The 17,505-nt window shown below is 42.2% G+C and carries 17 protein-coding genes, 1 pseudogene and 1 other annotated feature (1 of these 19 only partly in view); of the genes and pseudogenes, 2 read left to right on the top strand and 16 right to left on the bottom strand.

Going from position 1 to position 17,505, the window contains the following annotated elements:
- Nucleotides 1–26: 26 nt before the first annotated feature.
- The 9 genes and pseudogenes from ruvB to nadB form a co-directional block, all read right to left on the bottom strand.
- Nucleotides 27–1,028: a Holliday junction branch migration DNA helicase RuvB gene (ruvB, locus tag ACIQZI_RS03530; protein WP_062177250.1), complete on the bottom strand. Its 1,002-nt coding sequence runs from the start codon at nt 1,026–1,028 to the stop codon at nt 27–29.
- A 12-nt stretch (nt 1,029–1,040) separates the two neighbouring features.
- Entirely contained in the window at nt 1,041–1,655 is a 615-nt protein-coding gene (gene ruvA, locus ACIQZI_RS03525) for a Holliday junction branch migration protein RuvA (RefSeq protein WP_062177247.1), read from the bottom strand.
- 179 nt (nt 1,656–1,834) lie between these two features.
- A complete protein-coding gene (locus ACIQZI_RS03520) occupies nt 1,835–2,347 on the bottom strand; it encodes a BofC C-terminal domain-containing protein (RefSeq protein WP_403069428.1) in 513 nt (170 codons plus the stop codon).
- Between the two features lie 189 nt (nt 2,348–2,536).
- Nucleotides 2,537–3,244: a YhcN/YlaJ family sporulation lipoprotein gene (locus tag ACIQZI_RS03515; protein ID WP_403072016.1), complete on the bottom strand. Its 708-nt coding sequence runs from the start codon at nt 3,242–3,244 to the stop codon at nt 2,537–2,539.
- A gap of 252 nt (nt 3,245–3,496) precedes the next feature.
- Entirely contained in the window at nt 3,497–4,393 is an 897-nt protein-coding gene (locus ACIQZI_RS03510; RefSeq protein ID WP_403069425.1) for a phosphotransferase, read from the bottom strand.
- 1,969 nt (nt 4,394–6,362) lie between these two features.
- Nucleotides 6,363–6,551: pseudogene (safA, locus tag ACIQZI_RS24275) on the bottom strand (SafA/ExsA family spore coat assembly protein); the annotation flags it as partial.
- Nucleotides 6,552–6,901: 350 nt separating this feature from the next.
- On the bottom strand, nt 6,902–8,008 hold the full coding sequence (gene nadA, locus ACIQZI_RS03500; protein ID WP_403069419.1) for a quinolinate synthase NadA: 1,107 nt from the start codon (nt 8,006–8,008) through the stop codon (nt 6,902–6,904).
- Nucleotides 8,008–8,856, bottom strand: coding sequence for a carboxylating nicotinate-nucleotide diphosphorylase (nadC, locus tag ACIQZI_RS03495; RefSeq protein ID WP_403069416.1), 849 nt, complete (start codon nt 8,854–8,856; stop codon nt 8,008–8,010). Before nadC ends, nadA begins: the two co-directional genes overlap by 1 nt.
- Entirely contained in the window at nt 8,837–10,420 is a 1,584-nt protein-coding gene (gene nadB / locus ACIQZI_RS03490) for an L-aspartate oxidase (protein WP_403069413.1), read from the bottom strand. Before nadB ends, nadC begins: the two co-directional genes overlap by 20 nt.
- Before the next feature lie 55 nt (nt 10,421–10,475).
- Between nadB and ACIQZI_RS03485 the strand changes: the two genes are divergently transcribed.
- The gene (locus tag ACIQZI_RS03485; RefSeq protein ID WP_403069410.1) at nt 10,476–11,660 is read left to right on the top strand and encodes an IscS subfamily cysteine desulfurase; all 1,185 of its coding nucleotides are present in this window, start codon (nt 10,476–10,478) and stop codon (nt 11,658–11,660) included.
- 69 nt (nt 11,661–11,729) lie between these two features.
- Nucleotides 11,730–12,263, top strand: a complete 534-nt coding sequence (locus tag ACIQZI_RS03480) for a transcription repressor NadR (RefSeq protein WP_403069407.1) — start codon at nt 11,730–11,732, stop codon at nt 12,261–12,263.
- Between the two features lie 142 nt (nt 12,264–12,405).
- Here the strand turns inward: ACIQZI_RS03480 and pheA are convergent, their stop codons facing one another.
- From pheA to rplU, 7 genes are all read right to left on the bottom strand, one after another.
- Nucleotides 12,406–13,281, bottom strand: coding sequence for a prephenate dehydratase (gene pheA / locus ACIQZI_RS03475; RefSeq protein WP_062177220.1), 876 nt, complete (start codon nt 13,279–13,281; stop codon nt 12,406–12,408).
- Nucleotides 13,282–13,485: 204 nt separating this feature from the next.
- Nucleotides 13,486–13,938, bottom strand: coding sequence for an ACT domain-containing protein (locus ACIQZI_RS03470; protein WP_062177217.1), 453 nt, complete (start codon nt 13,936–13,938; stop codon nt 13,486–13,488).
- A gap of 87 nt (nt 13,939–14,025) precedes the next feature.
- Complete coding sequence (gene obgE, locus ACIQZI_RS03465) at nt 14,026–15,315, bottom strand: GTPase ObgE (RefSeq protein WP_062177214.1); 1,290 nt, start codon at nt 15,313–15,315, stop codon at nt 14,026–14,028.
- 30 nt (nt 15,316–15,345) lie between these two features.
- Nucleotides 15,346–15,903, bottom strand: a complete 558-nt coding sequence (locus tag ACIQZI_RS03460; RefSeq protein ID WP_062177211.1) for a Spo0B C-terminal domain-containing protein — start codon at nt 15,901–15,903, stop codon at nt 15,346–15,348.
- A gap of 612 nt (nt 15,904–16,515) precedes the next feature.
- Complete coding sequence (rpmA, locus tag ACIQZI_RS03455; RefSeq protein WP_049682444.1) at nt 16,516–16,806, bottom strand: 50S ribosomal protein L27; 291 nt, start codon at nt 16,804–16,806, stop codon at nt 16,516–16,518.
- Nucleotides 16,807–16,818: 12 nt separating this feature from the next.
- Nucleotides 16,819–17,151, bottom strand: a complete 333-nt coding sequence (locus tag ACIQZI_RS03450; RefSeq protein ID WP_403069400.1) for a ribosomal-processing cysteine protease Prp — start codon at nt 17,149–17,151, stop codon at nt 16,819–16,821.
- An 11-nt stretch (nt 17,152–17,162) separates the two neighbouring features.
- Nucleotides 17,163–17,471: a 50S ribosomal protein L21 gene (rplU, locus tag ACIQZI_RS03445; RefSeq protein ID WP_062177208.1), complete on the bottom strand. Its 309-nt coding sequence runs from the start codon at nt 17,469–17,471 to the stop codon at nt 17,163–17,165.
- A gap of 13 nt (nt 17,472–17,484) precedes the next feature.
- Nucleotides 17,485–17,505, bottom strand: a sequence feature (ribosomal protein L21 leader region) (it continues 61 nt past the right edge of the window).

Genomic DNA, 17,505 nt, shown 5'->3' with positions numbered 1-17,505 from the left:
GACGCCTAAATATAAATCGGCTGGATCTACTCAACTAATGGCTCAATCTGAAAATGCCTGTAGACAAGCTCTGTCACAATCCGACCTCTTGGCGTTCGTTGGATAAACCCGATTTGCAGGAGATACGGCTCGTAAACATCCTCAATCGTATGGGATTCTTCACCGATTGTCGCTGCAATCGTTTCTAAACCAACGGGGCCACCGCGAAATTTTTCAATAATGGCTTTAAGTAATTTATGGTCAATATGATCCAAACCTAAACGGTCGACTTGCATTAATTCAAGTGCATAATCGGCCATTTCACGTGTAATTGTACCATCTCCACGAACCTGGGCAAAATCCCGGACTCGTCTAAGCAATCGGTTGGCAATCCGCGGTGTACCACGAGAGCGTCGTGCTAACTCCCCTGCCGCTTGTTGATCCATTTCTGTTTCCATAATCACAGCAGTCCGCACGATAATATCCGCAAGCTGTGGTTCCGTGTAATATTCAAGCCTACTTAATACACCAAAACGATCTCGCAATGGTGCAGACAAGGAGCCTGCCCGAGTCGTTGCTCCGACAAGCGTAAAGGGAGGCAAGTCAATTCTTACAGAACGAGCAGTCGGCCCTTTTCCAATGACGATATCTAAACAGAAATCTTCCATTGCTGGATACAACACTTCTTCAACAGTACGAGGCAAACGGTGGATTTCATCGATAAACAAGACATCACCTGGCTCAAGCGCACTCAGAATCGCCGCCAAATCACCAGGCCTTTCAATCGCCGGACCTGATGTTGTCCGGACATTCACACCCATTTCATTGGCAATGATCACAGCAAGGGTTGTTTTCCCAAGTCCAGGTGGTCCATATAAAAGAACATGATCCAAAGTTTCTTCACGCATTTTCGCCGCTTCTATATAAACACTTAAATTCGCCTTTACTTTTTCTTGGCCAATATATTGTTTTAAATATTGAGGTCTGAGGCTTTGTTCAAAGGATTGTTCGTTCAATTCAGCTTCCTGGTTGAGCAGTCTCTCCTCCATGTTCGCCCCCCCTTATCTTAACATCATTTGCAATGCTTTTTTAATATATTGTTCTGTCGTCATTTCCTCATCCAGAAGCTTCTTCGCTACCCGCTGCACTTCTTTCTCGGAATACCCGAGTGCTTTCAATGCAAGTGTCGCCTCTTCTAACGCTTCACTGAAACCAGCTGCTCTTACAGCTTTAGCATGGCCATCATTGAAAAGATTCGGAAAAGCATCAGGAATAATGTTTTCAAGCTTCCCTTTCAAATCAAGAACGATCTGGCGTGCTGTTTTCTTGCCGACACCCGGAAATTTCACAAGGAAGGCTTCATCTTCATTCTCGATTGCCTGTACCACTTGTTCGACTTGGCCAGAAGCCAAAATCGCAAGCGCCCCCTTTGGTCCAATTCCCGTTACATTCAACAATTTTGTGAACAATGCTTTTTGCTCACGCGTTTCAAAACCGTAAAACGCGGCGATATCTTCGCGGACGTGGTGGTAGAGGAAAATCTGCACCTTTTCTTTTTCCCTTGATGAAAAGACAAAAGGATTGGGCGTCATAATTTGATAGCCAATCTCTCCATTTTCCACTACTATGTATTCCGGTCCAATATAATCAATCGTACCTTTTATATAATCATACAAATCTCTTCGCTCCCTGAATTTGCTTTATCTCCTATTTTACCATAAAAACACGGACAAGGCAGAGAAATGATCGCTATCAAGATCGCAATATGTATTTTTAAAAAAAACAACACAAACAGACATGTTCGTTCCCTTTCCTTAAACGAAACATGCCTACTTTATTGAATAAATAGAAACTTTCACTTTTCGCCACTTGGAAGAGAATATGACTTGTACACTTCAAGCACCTTTTCGTACTGATTCTTATTCAAAATGGGAATGCCTTGGACGAGCTCTTCTTGTATTTTCACTTCTAACCGCTCTATATCAATATGAAAAAAGGATTGAATGATTTTTTGTTCCTCAGGCTTGCCGTTGAAAATAGAAAATGTTCCATCTTCACTTATTCCAAAAAAACCATTTGACTTTAGTAACGGCGATATATCAGACTCGTTTTTCTTCAAGATGATTTCTTCATTATTTTGGTCAACGAGCTGCCAGCCTGCATATTCCGCCCAGAAATCCTCCATTGCTAAAATAGACTCTGTACGCGTCTCTTCACTCATCTCACCGTCCAAATACACCCGCTGCAATACGACCTTTCTTTCCAAGGCTTGCGTAATCACGGATGTTTGCTCAGTTGCCGATGAAACAGATCCGATCCAAGCGATTCCTGTTAAAAGAATAGAAAGAAAGACAAATTTCAATTTCACTACTATCACCTCTTTTAGCCAAACTATGGAATCTTTTAGTCCATAGTTTGGCCAGTAAAAGGGATTTTACTCATAAAAAAACGGTTCCATAAAAAAAGGTTAGGCCCCACAGCTACTATATATCGTGTATATGACGTGTATAAGACATAATAAACGGTATATAGAGTGTGAGATCAGACCCTTCTGAAATTATTTCAAATGGTTCTCATGTACCCCTAAAGTTTCCATCATATTTTCCACGTTCAAGATGACCTGTTCTTTTGGTCCACCACCACGAAGTTTATTATCAAGCACTGTTGTGCGATAATAAACTCCTTGATCAGTTAGGACGTACAAGGTACGATTGCCAGCCATCGGTTGGACCCTACTTTCTACTTCTTCTTTAGCAGCAATTGCCGCATCCCTCGAATAATCGTCAAGCAATAATGTAACAATGAGCTCTTGATCTCTGACAATCGCGCATGATTCTTTCACATGATCGACTTTGTTTGCTTTTTTCATGATGGCGTCGACAAGCCTTCCTTCATACGCATTGTAATACGACGATTTCGTCCTTAGTGGGGTGATGTGACCGTGGTAATTACGATCTTTCTGGCTGAAATTGCGCTCTTGAAATAGGAGCCCATTGCCATAATCCGATCTCGGTATGGTGGGGTTTTCGCCATTTCTCGTTAGATTTTCTTGAATTTGATTGGCTTCGCTATAATCGTGTACCACCTGTCCAATTGGTGCTTGATACGTGATTTGCCGGACTAAATTATCCTTTTCATTCGAATCATAGCCGCCCGTATTTAGAACATCCTCTTGATTCTGATCCCCAGCCTGATTATTAGCCGTGCAACCAATGAGTCCGGCAAGCAAAACGACACATGGGAGAACGAGTATTTTTTTCTGCACCAACTTGTTAACCTCCTAATAATGCGTGTTCAAAAAGGGAGGATAAAAAGAGCCGAGAAGTTCAAGGAGCGATTGTCTCTCCGGTCCTCACACAGTAATACGTGAGAACCGGAGAGACAAAGAAATTCGACAGCTTTTTTTACCGGACTTTTTGAACATCCTCTAAAATGGAATGAGCGTATGCTCTACATTAGTTTCCATTTCAGTTGAGGTTTTTACACTGTCAGTTGCGCCCAGACGAGAGGAAACTTGTCAAAGCGATTCGATTAGACTGGCAATCTCTTCATTGAATTTCATCCGTTTCGCAAATTGTTCGATCGTCACCTTCCATATTCTATGCAGCTGTGCTGAATGATGGGAAACATGATTTTTGCACAGACGATTCCATTCACGAAATATATCAGTTGGATACGTAAGTGCATATAAAAACGCTTTATTCTCTTTGTATGTTTCTATTTCTGGATAGGACCATAGCTCTTTTGCCGGGTCCACTAAAAAAGGTAAGATTCGACTGCAATACTGCAAATAATCGATTGACGGCGACGCGTAAGCAATTAGGTCAAAATCAAGAAGGGCAAGTTCTCCGTCCTGCTTTCTTAAAAAATTATGGTGGGCACAATCGCCATGAATGATGACTGTCTTCTCAGCCATCAGCTCTATTTCATGCTGTTTCATGCCTGTCAATGCCCACTTGGCCCAATTTATCCAACTAGATAATATTGGTTCAGCAACAAACTCACGGATAATCGGCTGATAGTTACAAAATATCCCCAATCGTTCTTCCCATTTAGCAATTTGATTAAAAGAATTGAGTTTATTCGTTAAGTTTGAACCGGTACTAGTATGAAATGTATGAAGTACACTTAATCCTTCAAGGCGATTTTTTTCACTACCAAAATGAAAACGGTCCGATGATGGCTGAATATACTCGATTGCTCCGAATACTTGACCGTCATATTCCAATACGGCTAGATCTTCCAAAAATGAATACGTATGGATAAACCCATTCTTTTTTAATTGTTGAGTCAATTCTTTTTGATTGTTCAATGTTTGAATCGAATCAAACCCTTTTATGATAAATAATCGGTTGTTACAATGAATGAGGTAAACAGAGCTTCGCAAATGTTCAATCTTCAATGGATGAATCATATGGTTCTGCAAATGAGAGAGGAGACAAGTGTAAAATACACTGTCTCCCTTTGCTTTAATATCCATCACTTTCGTCAGCGAATGTCGGTCGTCCAAATGTTTGTGGTGCATTTACACGTCCTGGCATAATATCTGGTTGGCCTCCATATCCCGGATAACCACCAAATCCTAATTGGCCACTTGGTCCGGGTTGGCCACTGAAACTTGGCATACCTCCAACTGGTTGACCTCCATATCCTGGCATACCTCCAACTGGTTGACCTCCAACTGGTTGACCTCCATATCCTGGCATGCCGCCAACTGGTTGACCTCCGTACCCTGGCATGCCGCCAACTGGTTGGCCTCCGTATCCTGGCATGCCGCCAACTGGTTGACCCCCATATCCTGGCATGCCGCCAACTGGTTGGCCTCCGTATCCTGGCATGCCGCCAACTGGTTGGCCTCCGTATCCTGGATTACCTCCAACTGGTTGACCTCCATATCCTGGCATACCTCCAACTGGTTGACCTCCATATCCTGGCATGCCGCCAACTGGTTGACCTCCGTACCCTGGCATGCCGCCAACTGGTTGACCTCCGTACCCTGGCATGCCGCCAACTGGTTGACCTCCGTACCCTGGCATACCGCCAACTGGTTGGCCTCCATATCCTGGTTGTGCTACCGGAATGTGGCTATCTTGATAATCGGATTCTACACCCGATTCTATATGGTGGTAGCCGGACATATTAGGGTTTACTTGTGGATATGTGGCGTGTTGTTGATGTCCAGGGCTCATTGCATAGCCTGGTGTTCCGCTATGTCCCCCTTGACCACCGTATCCTGGTTGTGCTACCGGAATATGGGGACCTTGAGAATCGGATTCCACATCCGATTCTATATGGTCGTAGCCGGACATATTGGGATGTACTTGTGGATTCATAGCTTGATGATGCCCAGAGTCCATTGCATAGCCCGGCTGATTCGGATTATATGGTTGCGCCACAAGCTTCGGACCACACCCACAATCTGATTCTTTATTTGCTAACGGTTGACTAGCTGGTGCGTATTGTGGCTGTGTATATGGATTGTATGAAGATCCCATCACTCCACCATGTGACTCATCAGAGGAATCATGTTTTGCATACGGAACCTGATAGCCACCCTGATTTTGCTGATAAGGCTGTTGGTGCATGACTCCATGTATATTCTCGTTTCCATAGTAATGATGGTGATGATACACGTCATCAGATGATGATTCGTCCATATGGTGATGATGATGAGATCCAACCTGTGGCATTTGATGGCCCATACCGTAAACCGGCTGCTGTGGATAGCCATACCCGTTTGGACTCGGCATGCTATGCGCGCCCGCTACCATACCAGGCATTTGTGCATAGACCCAAGGATTAGGTGGTGGTGGATAACAAAAACCAGTACCTGGCATTATAGGTGTAATAGGCTTACACTCCTCTTCGGGAATTTCCTCCTGCACACACTCAACTTCCATGGATTCAACAATTTCTTCTACTTCATAACTAGGAAGCACCTTTTTTGGCTGTTTAGGTATTACCGGCATTTGTGGCTGAACAACAGGCTTTTGCACATTCATATTCGCCATATTCACCATATAATAGTTATTAATATCAATTTCTGGAATAACCGGTTGAGGAATTGGCACTTCTTTGACAATCGGTTTTTCCTTCACGATTACTTTCTCTTTCACAATCGGCTTTTCTTTTACAATTGGTTTTTCTTTCACGATTGGTTTTTCTTTCACGATTGGTTGTTGCATGATCGGTTGTTCTTTCATGATTGGTTGTTGCACGATTGGTTGTTCTTTCATGATTGGTTGTTGCACGATTGGTTGTTCTTTCATGATTGGTTGTTGCATGATTGGTTGCTCTTTCACAATCGGGTATTCCTTCACAACATGTTGTTCTTTCATGATAGGATGTTGCTCCACAGCCCCAGCCTTCGTACCGTAATTGATTTTCGCATGATGATGCCCATCTTTCGCGGCATGCCCACTTGCTCCGGGAATTTTTATTTTCATACCAGGCATCATCATATCTGGATTGCTGAGCTGTGTATTGACCTTTTTAAGCTCTTCAAAACTTACCCCATATTTCTTTGATAGTTTCCAAAGGGTATCACCTTTTTGGACTATATGAATTTTCACGCTGCAAACCCCTCCTATGCATAAGTCCATATATACTATGACGCATTAGGCAAATTGCTATCATTATCATCAAAACTTATGCAGAAGGTAACGTTTTTATGAGCGTAACCCCGTTCACCGCTTAAGAAAAAGCATTTGATTAAAAACATCCATGGGCTTCTGCTCTAAAGCCCAACGATGAATAAGGTTCAAGTTCTCAAATTGTATCACCTTATGGAGGTGGCGGTGCGGAGCTGATTTTGCGAAGCCCCGCACCTTTTCCACAAAAAAAAGAATGCCATTTAGACATTCTTTCGATAAGGGATAGAGCTACGCTAATTTACGAAGCAGTACAAGTTATTTGTCAAAGCTTACGCACGTTCAAGCATGCGATTTAAGGCAAGAATGGCATCCTTGGCGATTTTTTGTGGCACTTCAATTGGATTAAACCGAACGCCATTTACAATCGATTCCAAAGACCATAGTAAATGAGGTAAATCAATACGATTCATCGTCAAGCAGGGACACATATTGGGATTTAAAGAAATGATTTTTTTATCTGGATACTTGCTGATTAACCGTTTGACAAGATTCATTTCTGTGCCAATCGCCCACTCACTACCGGGACTTGCTTTTTCAATTTTATCGATAATATAAGATGTCGAACCGGCATAGTCGGACTTCTCGACAACTTCTCTGCGACATTCTGGGTGAACAATGATATTCATCCCAGGACGCTCTTTTCGTAATGCTTCAATATTCTTTGTTGTGAAATTTTCATGAACGGAACAATGTCCCTTCCACAATAGCACGAGTACATCCTCAACGTTTCCATCATAAATCAGTTCATCCTTATATGGATCCCAGACTGCCATTTTATCGAGAGGGATGCCAAGATCATAAGCGGTATTTCTCCCTAAATGCTGATCAGGTAAAAATAAAATTCGTTGCTTTTCGGAAAACGCCCATGACACCATTTCTTTGGCGTTTGATGAGGTGACGGTCGCTCCGCCATTTTTGCCGACAAAAGCTTTAATGGCTGCTGTTGAATTGACATAGGTAAGTGGCAAAATCGTGTCACCGTACATCGCCGAAAGCTTTGACCAGGCTCGTTCCGTTTGCTCAATATCGGCCATATCCGCCATCGAACACCCTGCTCGCATATCTGGTAAAATGACTGTTTGCTCACGTGTTGTCAATATATCAGCCGTTTCCGCCATAAAGTGAACACCGCAAAACACGATCGATTCCGCCTCACGGTTTTGGGCAGCAAGCTGTGCCAGTTGCAGGGAATCCCCTGTTACATCAGCGAACTGAATGACTTCCTCACGTTGATAATGATGACCTGGAATAAACAATCGTCCACCAAGTTCTTTCTTAATTTCCCAAACACGGGCTTCCATTTGTTCGTTTGACATCGTTTTATACGTTTCAGGTAAAACATTGGTTGACGCTTGTACCATATCCAAAATACTCATTACAGAACCTCCTCGCATTCCATTACTTTTGCGCTAATATCCAATGCCCGAACACTATGTGTCAGACTACCCAGCGAAATAAAATCAACATTTGTCTCGCGGTACAATGCTAAAGTGTGCAATGTGATGCCCCCAGATGCTTCCGTTATAATATGGGGTGGCACGAGTTTGACAAGGTCTGCAATTTCTTCTGGCGTTCTATTATCAAACATAATAATATCAGCACCCGCTGCCACTGCTTCTCTTACTTGTTCTGCTGATTCTGTTTCTACTTCAATTTTCACGGTATGACCAAGCTTCGATTTCGCGATTTCAACTGCTTTTGTGATTGATCCGGCGAAAGAAATATGGTTATCCTTAATCATGACAGCATCATATAATCCGTAGCGATGATTATAAGCCCCACCAGAACGGACCGCATATTTTTCAAGCATCCGCAGGCCTGGCGTTGTTTTTCGTGTATCACAAGCTTTCGTCTTCGTTCCTTCTAATAAGGTACAAGCTTGCCTAGATGCCGTAGCAATACTAGACATTCTTTGCACTAAATTAAGAACGACCCGCTCTCCCTTCAGCAGTGCTGCCATGTTGCCCGTGATGGAAACGAGTGTACAGCCTGCTTCAAATGCTTCGCCATCTTGTACGAAAAGCTCGATCAACACATCCTCATCCAGTAAAGAAAAGCCGGTCTTAATCACATCACTTCCTGAAAAAACACCTTTTTCCTTCGCTAAAAACGTTAATGTGCCACGCTCATCTTTAGCAAACAATGTATCACTCGTTACATCACGTTCACCGATGTCTTCTATGAAAAATGCTTCCAATACTTGCTTAAGCTTTAATTTGTTCATAAAGTTCCCGACCTTTCAATGGATGGATGGCTCGATTTCGGTCAAGTACAACAGATTCCTCACGCCACTCCTCATTATTTTCAAGCGGATAGTCTGTTCGAAAATGACCACCTCTACTTTCGGTTCTCTCTAATGCAGAATAGGCAATCAACCACGACACGATTATCGCGTTGATTTTATCTAGTTCACCTAAAGAAAGCCTTGTCACATCAACATGCAATAATGCTTTCAGATCAAATGATTCCAGCCACAATAGTAGCCTGGAAAGATTCGCTTGATTACGAACGATTCCTGCATCATTCATTATATTTGCTTGTATCTCTGTTAGATTAGGTAAAACGAGTTGCGATTCCGCTCGTTTTGTTTCCTTTTTTTCAACAGGCCAAACTCGTTCAGGTGCTTCTGCAAGATACTTGCCTAACAACTTGCCATAAACGAGTCCTTCAAGCAGAGAATTGCTCGCAAGGCGGTTCGCACCATGAACACCCGTACAAGCCACTTCTCCTACTGCATATAGCCCTTGAACAGACGTTTTTCCCCATTCATCTACTTCAATGCCACCCATTAAAAAATGATTTCCTGGAGCAACCGGAATTCTCAGCCTTCTTAGATCCAGCCCATTATTTTCACAAAGCGCTGCAATGGTCGGAAACCGTTTGTTGAAATCAGCAATCATCGAAATATCTAGATATACTTGTTCGCCATTTTTCAAATAAGCATAAATCGTTTGCGCGACAATATGACGGGGAGCAAGCTCTTTTTGCGGATGCACATCGCTCATAATTCGCTGCCCTCTTTCTGTAATCAGCGCTGCCCCTTCTCCCCGAACAGCTTCGGACACTAACCCTACGGTTTTGCCATTTATGTAAAGCAAAGTCGGATGAAATTGAATAAATTCCATATCTCGAATTCTCGCTCCTGCTTTAAAAGCTAACGCAATGCCATCACCGCTCACAGTAGGTGAATTGGAAGTGAAACGAAACAGTGATCCACAGCCCCCGGTTGCCAACACCACTGCTTTCGCATAAAGGGATTCAACTTTCCCCTCTTTGCTCATCGTTTTGACGCCGATACATGAGTCGTCTTGTCCGAGAATTAATTCAATCGCCGCTGTATACTCCATCACTTGTATGGAAGATTTAGCTAATTGCTGCAAAAAATGTTCCATCAGATGTTGGCCTGTTGCATCACCATGACGATGGAGAATCCTTCTTTGACTATGCGCACCTTCCAATCCAAGCAATGGCACGCCCTGTTTGTCACAATCAAACTCCATCCCTGAATGCATAAGTTCTTGAATCACGCCAGGACCTTCTGTCACAAGCTTTTCAACAGCAATCCGATTATTGTAATGGCGACCAGCACAAACTGTATCTATTTTATGTAGCTCAGGTTTATCCTCATTTGCGATCGCACAAGCAATGCCACCTTGAGCTAAATAGGAATTACTTTGTCTAAGCTCTGATTTTGTGATGAGTATCACATGTTTAGTCTTGCTAGCTCTAAGCGCCGTCTGCATAGCCGCAACACCACTACCGACTATCAGTACATCCACCGGGTCCATATTTCCGCCTCCTGTACAAACAGATGTCTTGACACATATCTTTACATACTATTAAATGATTTACAAGAGTTTTTTTCTAGCAGTCTATTTAACTAAGAATGTGGATGTGGACATATTGAAATATTTTGACTATGCAGCAACAACACCCATGGATCCTGATGCAATGAAGATCTGGATCGAAGCTTCACAACGTTACTTCGGCAATAGCGCAAGCCTTCATGATATCGGGACTGATGCTTCTGGACTGCTTGATGTATCACGGCAACAACTTGCCCAAATTCTCGGGGTAAAAAAAGAGAGTGTTGTCTTTACAAGTGGTGGGACTGAAAGTAACATCCTTGCCTTAGAGACTTTTTTAGCTTCACAAAACCGAACGCAAAACCATATCATAATCAGTCAAACGGAACACGCTTCTTTAGCAAATTACGTGAAAAAACTTGCAGAAACCGGCTATGAAGTTACGTATTTACGGCATTTGGAAGATGGAAGAGTTGATGTAGATCACCTATGTGAATGTATAAATGAACGGACATGCATGGTCATTGTTCAGCATATCAACTCTGAAACTGGCGTCATTCAACCGATTATAGAAATTGGTCAGATCACACAAGAACGAGGAATTTTCCTACATGTCGATTGTGTACAATCGTTTGGGAAGTTTCCGCTTCAATCCATATGTGCGCTTTGCGATAGCCTTAGTATATCTAGTCATAAAGTGTATGGACCAAAGGGCGTTGGTGCCGTAATTTTCCCCAAAATTAGCGAGCTTACCCCACCGATTCCCAATATGACACATGAAGCAGGCTTTCGTGCTGGGACAGTCAATGTTCCTGGCATTGCCGCCTTTATTACGGCAGCGAACGCTCTTGTAGACCAGCAAAAGCAAGAGTTCATTCGAATTCAAGCATTACGCGATCTTTGCCTGAATCAGCTTTCCGACCATACTATGGATGTTCAAGTTATTGAATCTTCCTCCCAATCGCCATACATTCTTGCGCTTACGTGTAGAGGTTTACAAGGCCAATATATGTTGCTGGAATTAAATCGAATGGGGTTTAGTGTATCAACAGGAAGTGCTTGTCAAATCGGAAAACAAGATCCTTCAAGAACGATGATGGCACTCGGAAAATCAGAAGAAGACGCACATCAGCTCATTCGGATTTCATTTGGCAAAAGTACAACGGAAGATGATGTTCAAAATCTAAGTCAAGGTATCATCGACATTATTACGGTTTCATAACAAGATTACGGTTTAGGAGTCTCTTATGGTAAACTGGGGATATCGATAATTACGTTAAGGAGCGGTACAATGACAGAAAGAAAGAAATTGTTAGGGGAAGAAAGACGGGGAAAACTACTAAGTTTACTGCAAACATCCGAGCAGCCGATTACAGGAAGCACACTCTCGAAAATGACCAATGTAAGCCGGCAAGTGATTGTCAGCGATATTACCTTGCTCAAAGCTAGAAATGAGCCAATCGTCGCCACAAGTCAAGGCTATATATATTTGCAATCAAAAAAGCCAACCATGCATGAACGCACTGTCGCATGCAATCATGATCCGTCACTCACTGAAACCGAATTAAATCTACTTGTTGACCTTGGTATTATGGTAAAGGATGTAAAAGTTGAACATCCCGTGTACGGCGATTTAACAGCTTCGATTATGGTGGCCAATCGCAAGGAAGTTCAGCAATTCTTGGAGAAAGTTTCGCAAACGAAAGCCGCCTATTTGTCTGAATTGACGAACGGCATTCATTTACATACGATTGCCGCATCGTCTGAGGAACTCCTCAATGAAGCAGAGGCAGCACTCAAGAAAGCAGACATCCTTATTGATTAAAGATGTCTCTTAGATAGCAAAGGGTCAGACCCCGCAACAATTAAATACAGTATAAGATACGTTCATGAGACACTACATACTGATATAAAGTGCGAGGTCAGACCCTTTTAGTTTTCTCGTTCATTTTTCTTTCTTTTAATATTCACTTCTGCATGACGCCACTTTTAACGGAGAAGCTAGGATAGGAACCAAGAATTGAAACTTTGCATCCCAAAGCCTCTAGCTCAGCAATCGTTCCTGGAATCAACACTTCGTCCATTGCCATTTCCACGTCAATAATAAAGAGGTAATCACCAAGACCCGTTTTCATTGGCCGAGACTCGATTTTAGAAAGATTCAGCTTCCTCCAAGCAAATGCAGATAACACCTGATGCAGCGCTCCGGTATAATCCGCTGGCAGCATAACCATAAGCGTCGTTTTCCTTCCACCTTCCGCCGCCAAATGACCATGATAGGCTACCTCTTCACGAGAAACGACAACGAACTTCGTGTGATTATGGGAATAATCATGAACATTGCGATTCGTGATGACTAGTCCATATTCCTCCGCTGCCATCTCATTGGCAATCGCCGCAATTTTCCGCTCTGGATTCTCTTTGACCATTTTTGCCGCTGCTGCCGTTGACGTTGTATATTCATAAGGAATCCCTTTCAACTCGCGATGCAAAAATTTATGACATTGCGCGATCGCATGGGAATGGGAATAGACGATATCCGGTTTAAATGCCAGATCATTATGAGTAGGATGAACCATATAATGTTGCTGAATCGGGATAATAATTTCTCCCCGTATCGGCAACTGTGCTTCATGGGTTAAATAATCAATCGTGATGTTGACAGAACCTTCCAACGCATTCTCAATCGGAACGAGAGCAAGTTTCACCTCTCCTTTTTCCACTGCATCTAGACAGTCAAGAATCGTCGGCATCGGGATCTTCTTTGCATCAGGAAAAAGCTGAGAAACCGCTAAATCCGTGAATGTTGCCTTTGGGCCCAAGAAAGCAATTTCATATGTCATGTAAACAAACTCCTTTTTCACGAAAATAATGTCTATATTATGCTATATTCTGATATTTTACAATAGTTTTGCAACAAAAGGTGAAAAAACGCAAGAATGATTGGATGAAAATGAGAATATGCGTCGGATTTGGGAGTTATGCGTCAACTATGGGTTTTTCTATAGAAAAGCCCCCACGCACACAAAATGCATGGGGGCTACCAATCACGTACCAGACCCTAGTACTTCTACCTTTTCGACAAACTCCATTTTCCTGAAATTCGTCATCATTTCATCCACTCCAACCTTCATCGCGCTTGCGTCGAGTGATAACGTCACATTGGCTCGACCTTGAAGCGGGATTGTTTGGTGAATGGTTAACACATTACAGCCGGATGATGCGACGACACGCAACAACTCTGATAAAGTTCCGGAGCGATCTTCCAAATAAAAGAATAACGTAATCAACTTTTCCTTGACAATCGTATGAAACGGAAAAACGGTATCGCGGTATTTATAATAAGCACTTCTACTCAAATCTACCCGTTGGACGGCTTCCCAGACTGATTCAGCTTTGCCTCTTTCAATCATTTCCTTTGCATCCAGCGTTTTCTTCATCGCTTCCGGCAGCACATCTTCTCTGACCAAGAAGAATCGTTTATCAATTTTATTCGCCATGCTCGCACCCCCAACTCTATGACTCCGAATTTTATAAAAGTCATTTTCTTATAGCTTTCTGTTATCACAAACTGTCTAAACTATTTCTTATTCCACAAACTCAAATTCATATTCCAGAATTCGGACGGTCACACCATTTGTCGCTCCACGCTTACGTAATGCTTCATCTACACCGAAAGTACGTAGCTGTCTTGCAAAACGACGAATCGATTCATCGCGAGTGAAATCAGTCATTTTGAATAAGCGTTCAATTTTGAATCCAGAAACATTGAAGCTTCCATCTGAATCACGTGTAATTTCAAATTCATCTTGCGCTGATTCATGCTTGTACATGACACGGTGAACGCCTGTCTCTTCTTCTTCATGCTCAAGCAGGAACTCTGGTGTTTCTTCGATTTTATCTACAACAGCATATAAAAGTTCACGAATTCCTTCACGTGTAACAGCTGAAATTGGGAAGATTGGATAGTCATCTGTCAATTGTTCTTTGAAATTCTGCAGATTTTCTTCTGAATCAGGCATATCCATCTTGCTTGCCACAATGACTTGTGGACGCTCAGTAAGTCTGAGATTGTATTCCTGAAGTTCTTTATTGATTGTCAGATAATCTTCGTATGGATCTCTTCCTTCAAGTCCTGACATATCAATAACATGAACGATTACGCGCGTTCTTTCGATATGACGTAAAAATTGATGTCCGAGTCCAACACCCTCTGAAGCACCTTCAATCAAACCAGGCAAGTCAGCCATAACAAAGCTACGGCCATCTTCCGTTTCAACCATACCAAGATTCGGAACAATCGTAGTAAAATGATATTCAGCAATCTTCGGACGTGCAGCAGAAACAACCGAAAGCAAGGTTGATTTACCAACACTCGGGAATCCAACTAACCCTGCATCAGCAAGTAATTTAAGCTCAAGTACAATATTCCGTTCTTGCCCTGGCTCACCGTTTTCAGCAATTTCCGGAGCTGGATTCGCTGAAGTCGCAAAGCGAGAATTACCACGCCCGCCACGTCCACCTTTTGCGATGATCGCACGCTGACCGTGTTCGACTAAATCGGCAATGACCTCTTTCGTATCTTCGTCCATAACAACTGTACCAGGTGGAACTTTAACAATCATGTCGCTAGCGTTTTTGCCGTGCATATTTTTTGACATGCCGTGCTCGCCGCGTGGTGCTTTGAAATGGCGCTGATAACGGAAATCCATCAGTGTCCGTAATCCTTCTTCTACCTCAAATACAACATTCGCGCCGTGCCCGCCATCTCCTCCAGCTGGTCCGCCCATTGGTACATATTTTTCTCTTCGGTAAGCAACGATTCCGTTCCCACCGTCGCCACCTTTTACAAATACTTTGGTTTGATCGATAAACATGCTATCACTTCCTTATCTCTGTATGTAATCCTAAGATGTCTTCTGTTTCATTTTAATATCCATCGTAAAATAGACAAGTTGCTCTGTCGCTTCCTCGAGATCTATCTTCTGATTATCCACTAATGAATTCTGCAAAAACTCAACAATTGATGATACATCTTTTATCTTTCCCTGTACATCAAAGGAAAATCGGATTAAATCGGTACTTACATTTTTATCAATATTGATTGATAATCTATTTTCACAATAAGTATCCAGCTGTTCTTCAAGAATCTGAAAAAAATTCTTTGTCCAATCGTACATCATTTGGTCCAACACGCTCGTACCTTGCACAAGATCAATTACTTCGAATTCACTTTGAAACACACTATATGTCCAATTAGCTGTCAGCAAAAGTTCGCTAAATTTAGGCATATCTATACTGGATATCTTTGCCTCATGCTGAGCCACTATAATGATATCATCAATAATTGCCTTCACACGGTCGGGTTTGCTTAGTTCCAAGTTGCCCTTTATTAATTGAATTTTATTCAGCCAGTCATGTCGTGAATGGCGTAGAATTTCAACGGTTGTCCATTCTTTTTCCATAAATGATTTACTCCTACTATTTCGTATTAGGCTCTGTCATGTATTTCTAAATGGATAATAACTTCACTTCTTACGTATTTTGATAAGTAGCTAGCGCAAAGCATTTCACCTGATTTATGTGCTTCCGCTTGTCGCCAATAAACGGCGCCTTCCACTTTTCTTATGATTATATCAAATATTCGTGAAGTGCGGATAGTAGGAGATTAATTATTATCCTTACATGAACCAGCTTCCAAAAAACTCTTTTTGTATGAAGGACATAGGACGGGGCTTCGCTACTTACTAATATAGCTCATCTACTTAGCAGGTATACTATTTTTATTAAAGGAAGTATCCCAAATTCCGGCTCCGCACCGCCACCATTATAATAAGGTGAGTGTAGCGTGCTACATGATTGATCCTTCATGGAAAGTCTCGGTTCTTATTGAACACATACATATAAGTTCTTTGGACGATGGCAGAGCATGTTCAACCATTTTTCAATCATAAAAAAGGGTCAGACCCCTTCTTCACGATATACAGCAAACCATTCATGCAAATGTCGCGATATATTGTGTTTATAGAAGGAATCAGACCCTTTAAAGCAAAGCCTTCTTATTCAAGATGTAAGGATTATGCTTCTTGTGCTGCTGGATACACGCTTACTTTTTTACGGTCACGTCCGAAACGTTCGAATTTAACAACTCCGTCCACTTTCGCGAATAGAGTATCATCTCCGCCACGTCCAACGTTTTCACCCGGGTAGATTTTCGTTCCGCGTTGACGGTATAAAATAGAACCACCAGATACGAATTGACCATCTGCACGTTTAGCGCCTAAACGCTTTGATTGTGAGTCACGACCGTTTCTTGTAGAACCTACTCCCTTTTTGGAAGCAAAGAACTGTAAGTCTAATCTTAACATATGTTCCACCTCCTAATGTTTTAGGATAATTTTCATGTATTTTCCGTAATCACGTTCGATCGTCTGAAGTGATATAAGCATACTGTTCAAGAGTAGCTGTACCTTCTCCTGTGCATCATCCGAAATCGAATCCGGAATGACACAGCGAAGATATCCGCCGTCTTGCCCTTGCTCAATCTCAGGCTTTACATCCGTTAAAGACATAATCGCATTGACAGCTCCAAAGGAAACCGCTGATGCACCTGCACAAACAAGATCTGAACCTTTTTTAGCGAAATTAGCATGTCCACTCATCGTAAACGATTTGATTACATTTTGTGGAGCATTAAATGTTACTGTGATCATAATAATCAGCCTTACGCGTTGATCGCTTCGATAACAACTTTAGTGTATGGTTGACGATGACCTTGTTTTTTGTGGTAGTTCTTCTTCGATTTGTATTTGAAAACCGTGATTTTCTTTTGTTTCCCTTGTTTTTCGACTTTACCTGTTACAGTAGCGCCGTCAACTAGTGGAGCACCAACTTTCACGTTTTCGCCACCTACGAATAAAACTTTGTCAAATGTAACAGTGTCGCCTGCTTCTACATTTAATTTTTCAATGTAAACTGCTTCGCCTGCTGCTACTTTAATTTGTTTACCGCCAGTTTCAATAATTGCGTACATACCTGCACCTCCTTGAATGTCTCAGACTCGCCAA

It is taken from the genome of Peribacillus sp. NPDC096379 (assembly GCF_044762875.1).
Taxonomy (GTDB): domain Bacteria; phylum Bacillota; class Bacilli; order Bacillales; family DSM-1321; genus Peribacillus.
This window is presented reverse-complemented; position numbering and strand designations above follow the sequence as displayed.

Bases quoted from the DNA above. Each gene is read 5' to 3' on its own strand.
- ruvB (WP_062177250.1), bottom strand. From the start codon at position 1,028: ATGGAGGAGAGACTGCTCAACCAGGAAGCTGAATTGAACGAACAATCC.
- ACIQZI_RS03510 (WP_403069425.1), bottom strand. From the start codon at position 4,393: ATGATTCATCCATTGAAGATTGAACATTTGCGAAGCTCTGTTTACCTC.
- nadA (WP_403069419.1), bottom strand. From the start codon at position 8,008: ATGAGTATTTTGGATATGGTACAAGCGTCAACCAATGTTTTACCTGAA.
- nadC (WP_403069416.1), bottom strand. From the start codon at position 8,856: ATGAACAAATTAAAGCTTAAGCAAGTATTGGAAGCATTTTTCATAGAA.
- nadB (WP_403069413.1), bottom strand. From the start codon at position 10,420: ATGGACCCGGTGGATGTACTGATAGTCGGTAGTGGTGTTGCGGCTATG.
- ACIQZI_RS03485 (WP_403069410.1), top strand. From the start codon at position 10,476: ATGATTTACAAGAGTTTTTTTCTAGCAGTCTATTTAACTAAGAATGTG.
- ACIQZI_RS03480 (WP_403069407.1), top strand. From the start codon at position 11,730: ATGACAGAAAGAAAGAAATTGTTAGGGGAAGAAAGACGGGGAAAACTA.
- pheA (WP_062177220.1), bottom strand. From the start codon at position 13,281: ATGACATATGAAATTGCTTTCTTGGGCCCAAAGGCAACATTCACGGAT.
- ACIQZI_RS03470 (WP_062177217.1), bottom strand. From the start codon at position 13,938: ATGGCGAATAAAATTGATAAACGATTCTTCTTGGTCAGAGAAGATGTG.
- obgE (WP_062177214.1), bottom strand. From the start codon at position 15,315: ATGTTTATCGATCAAACCAAAGTATTTGTAAAAGGTGGCGACGGTGGG.
- ACIQZI_RS03460 (WP_062177211.1), bottom strand. From the start codon at position 15,903: ATGGAAAAAGAATGGACAACCGTTGAAATTCTACGCCATTCACGACAT.
- rpmA (WP_049682444.1), bottom strand. From the start codon at position 16,806: ATGTTAAGATTAGACTTACAGTTCTTTGCTTCCAAAAAGGGAGTAGGT.
- ACIQZI_RS03450 (WP_403069400.1), bottom strand. From the start codon at position 17,151: ATGATCACAGTAACATTTAATGCTCCACAAAATGTAATCAAATCGTTT.
- rplU (WP_062177208.1), bottom strand. From the start codon at position 17,471: ATGTACGCAATTATTGAAACTGGCGGTAAACAAATTAAAGTAGCAGCA.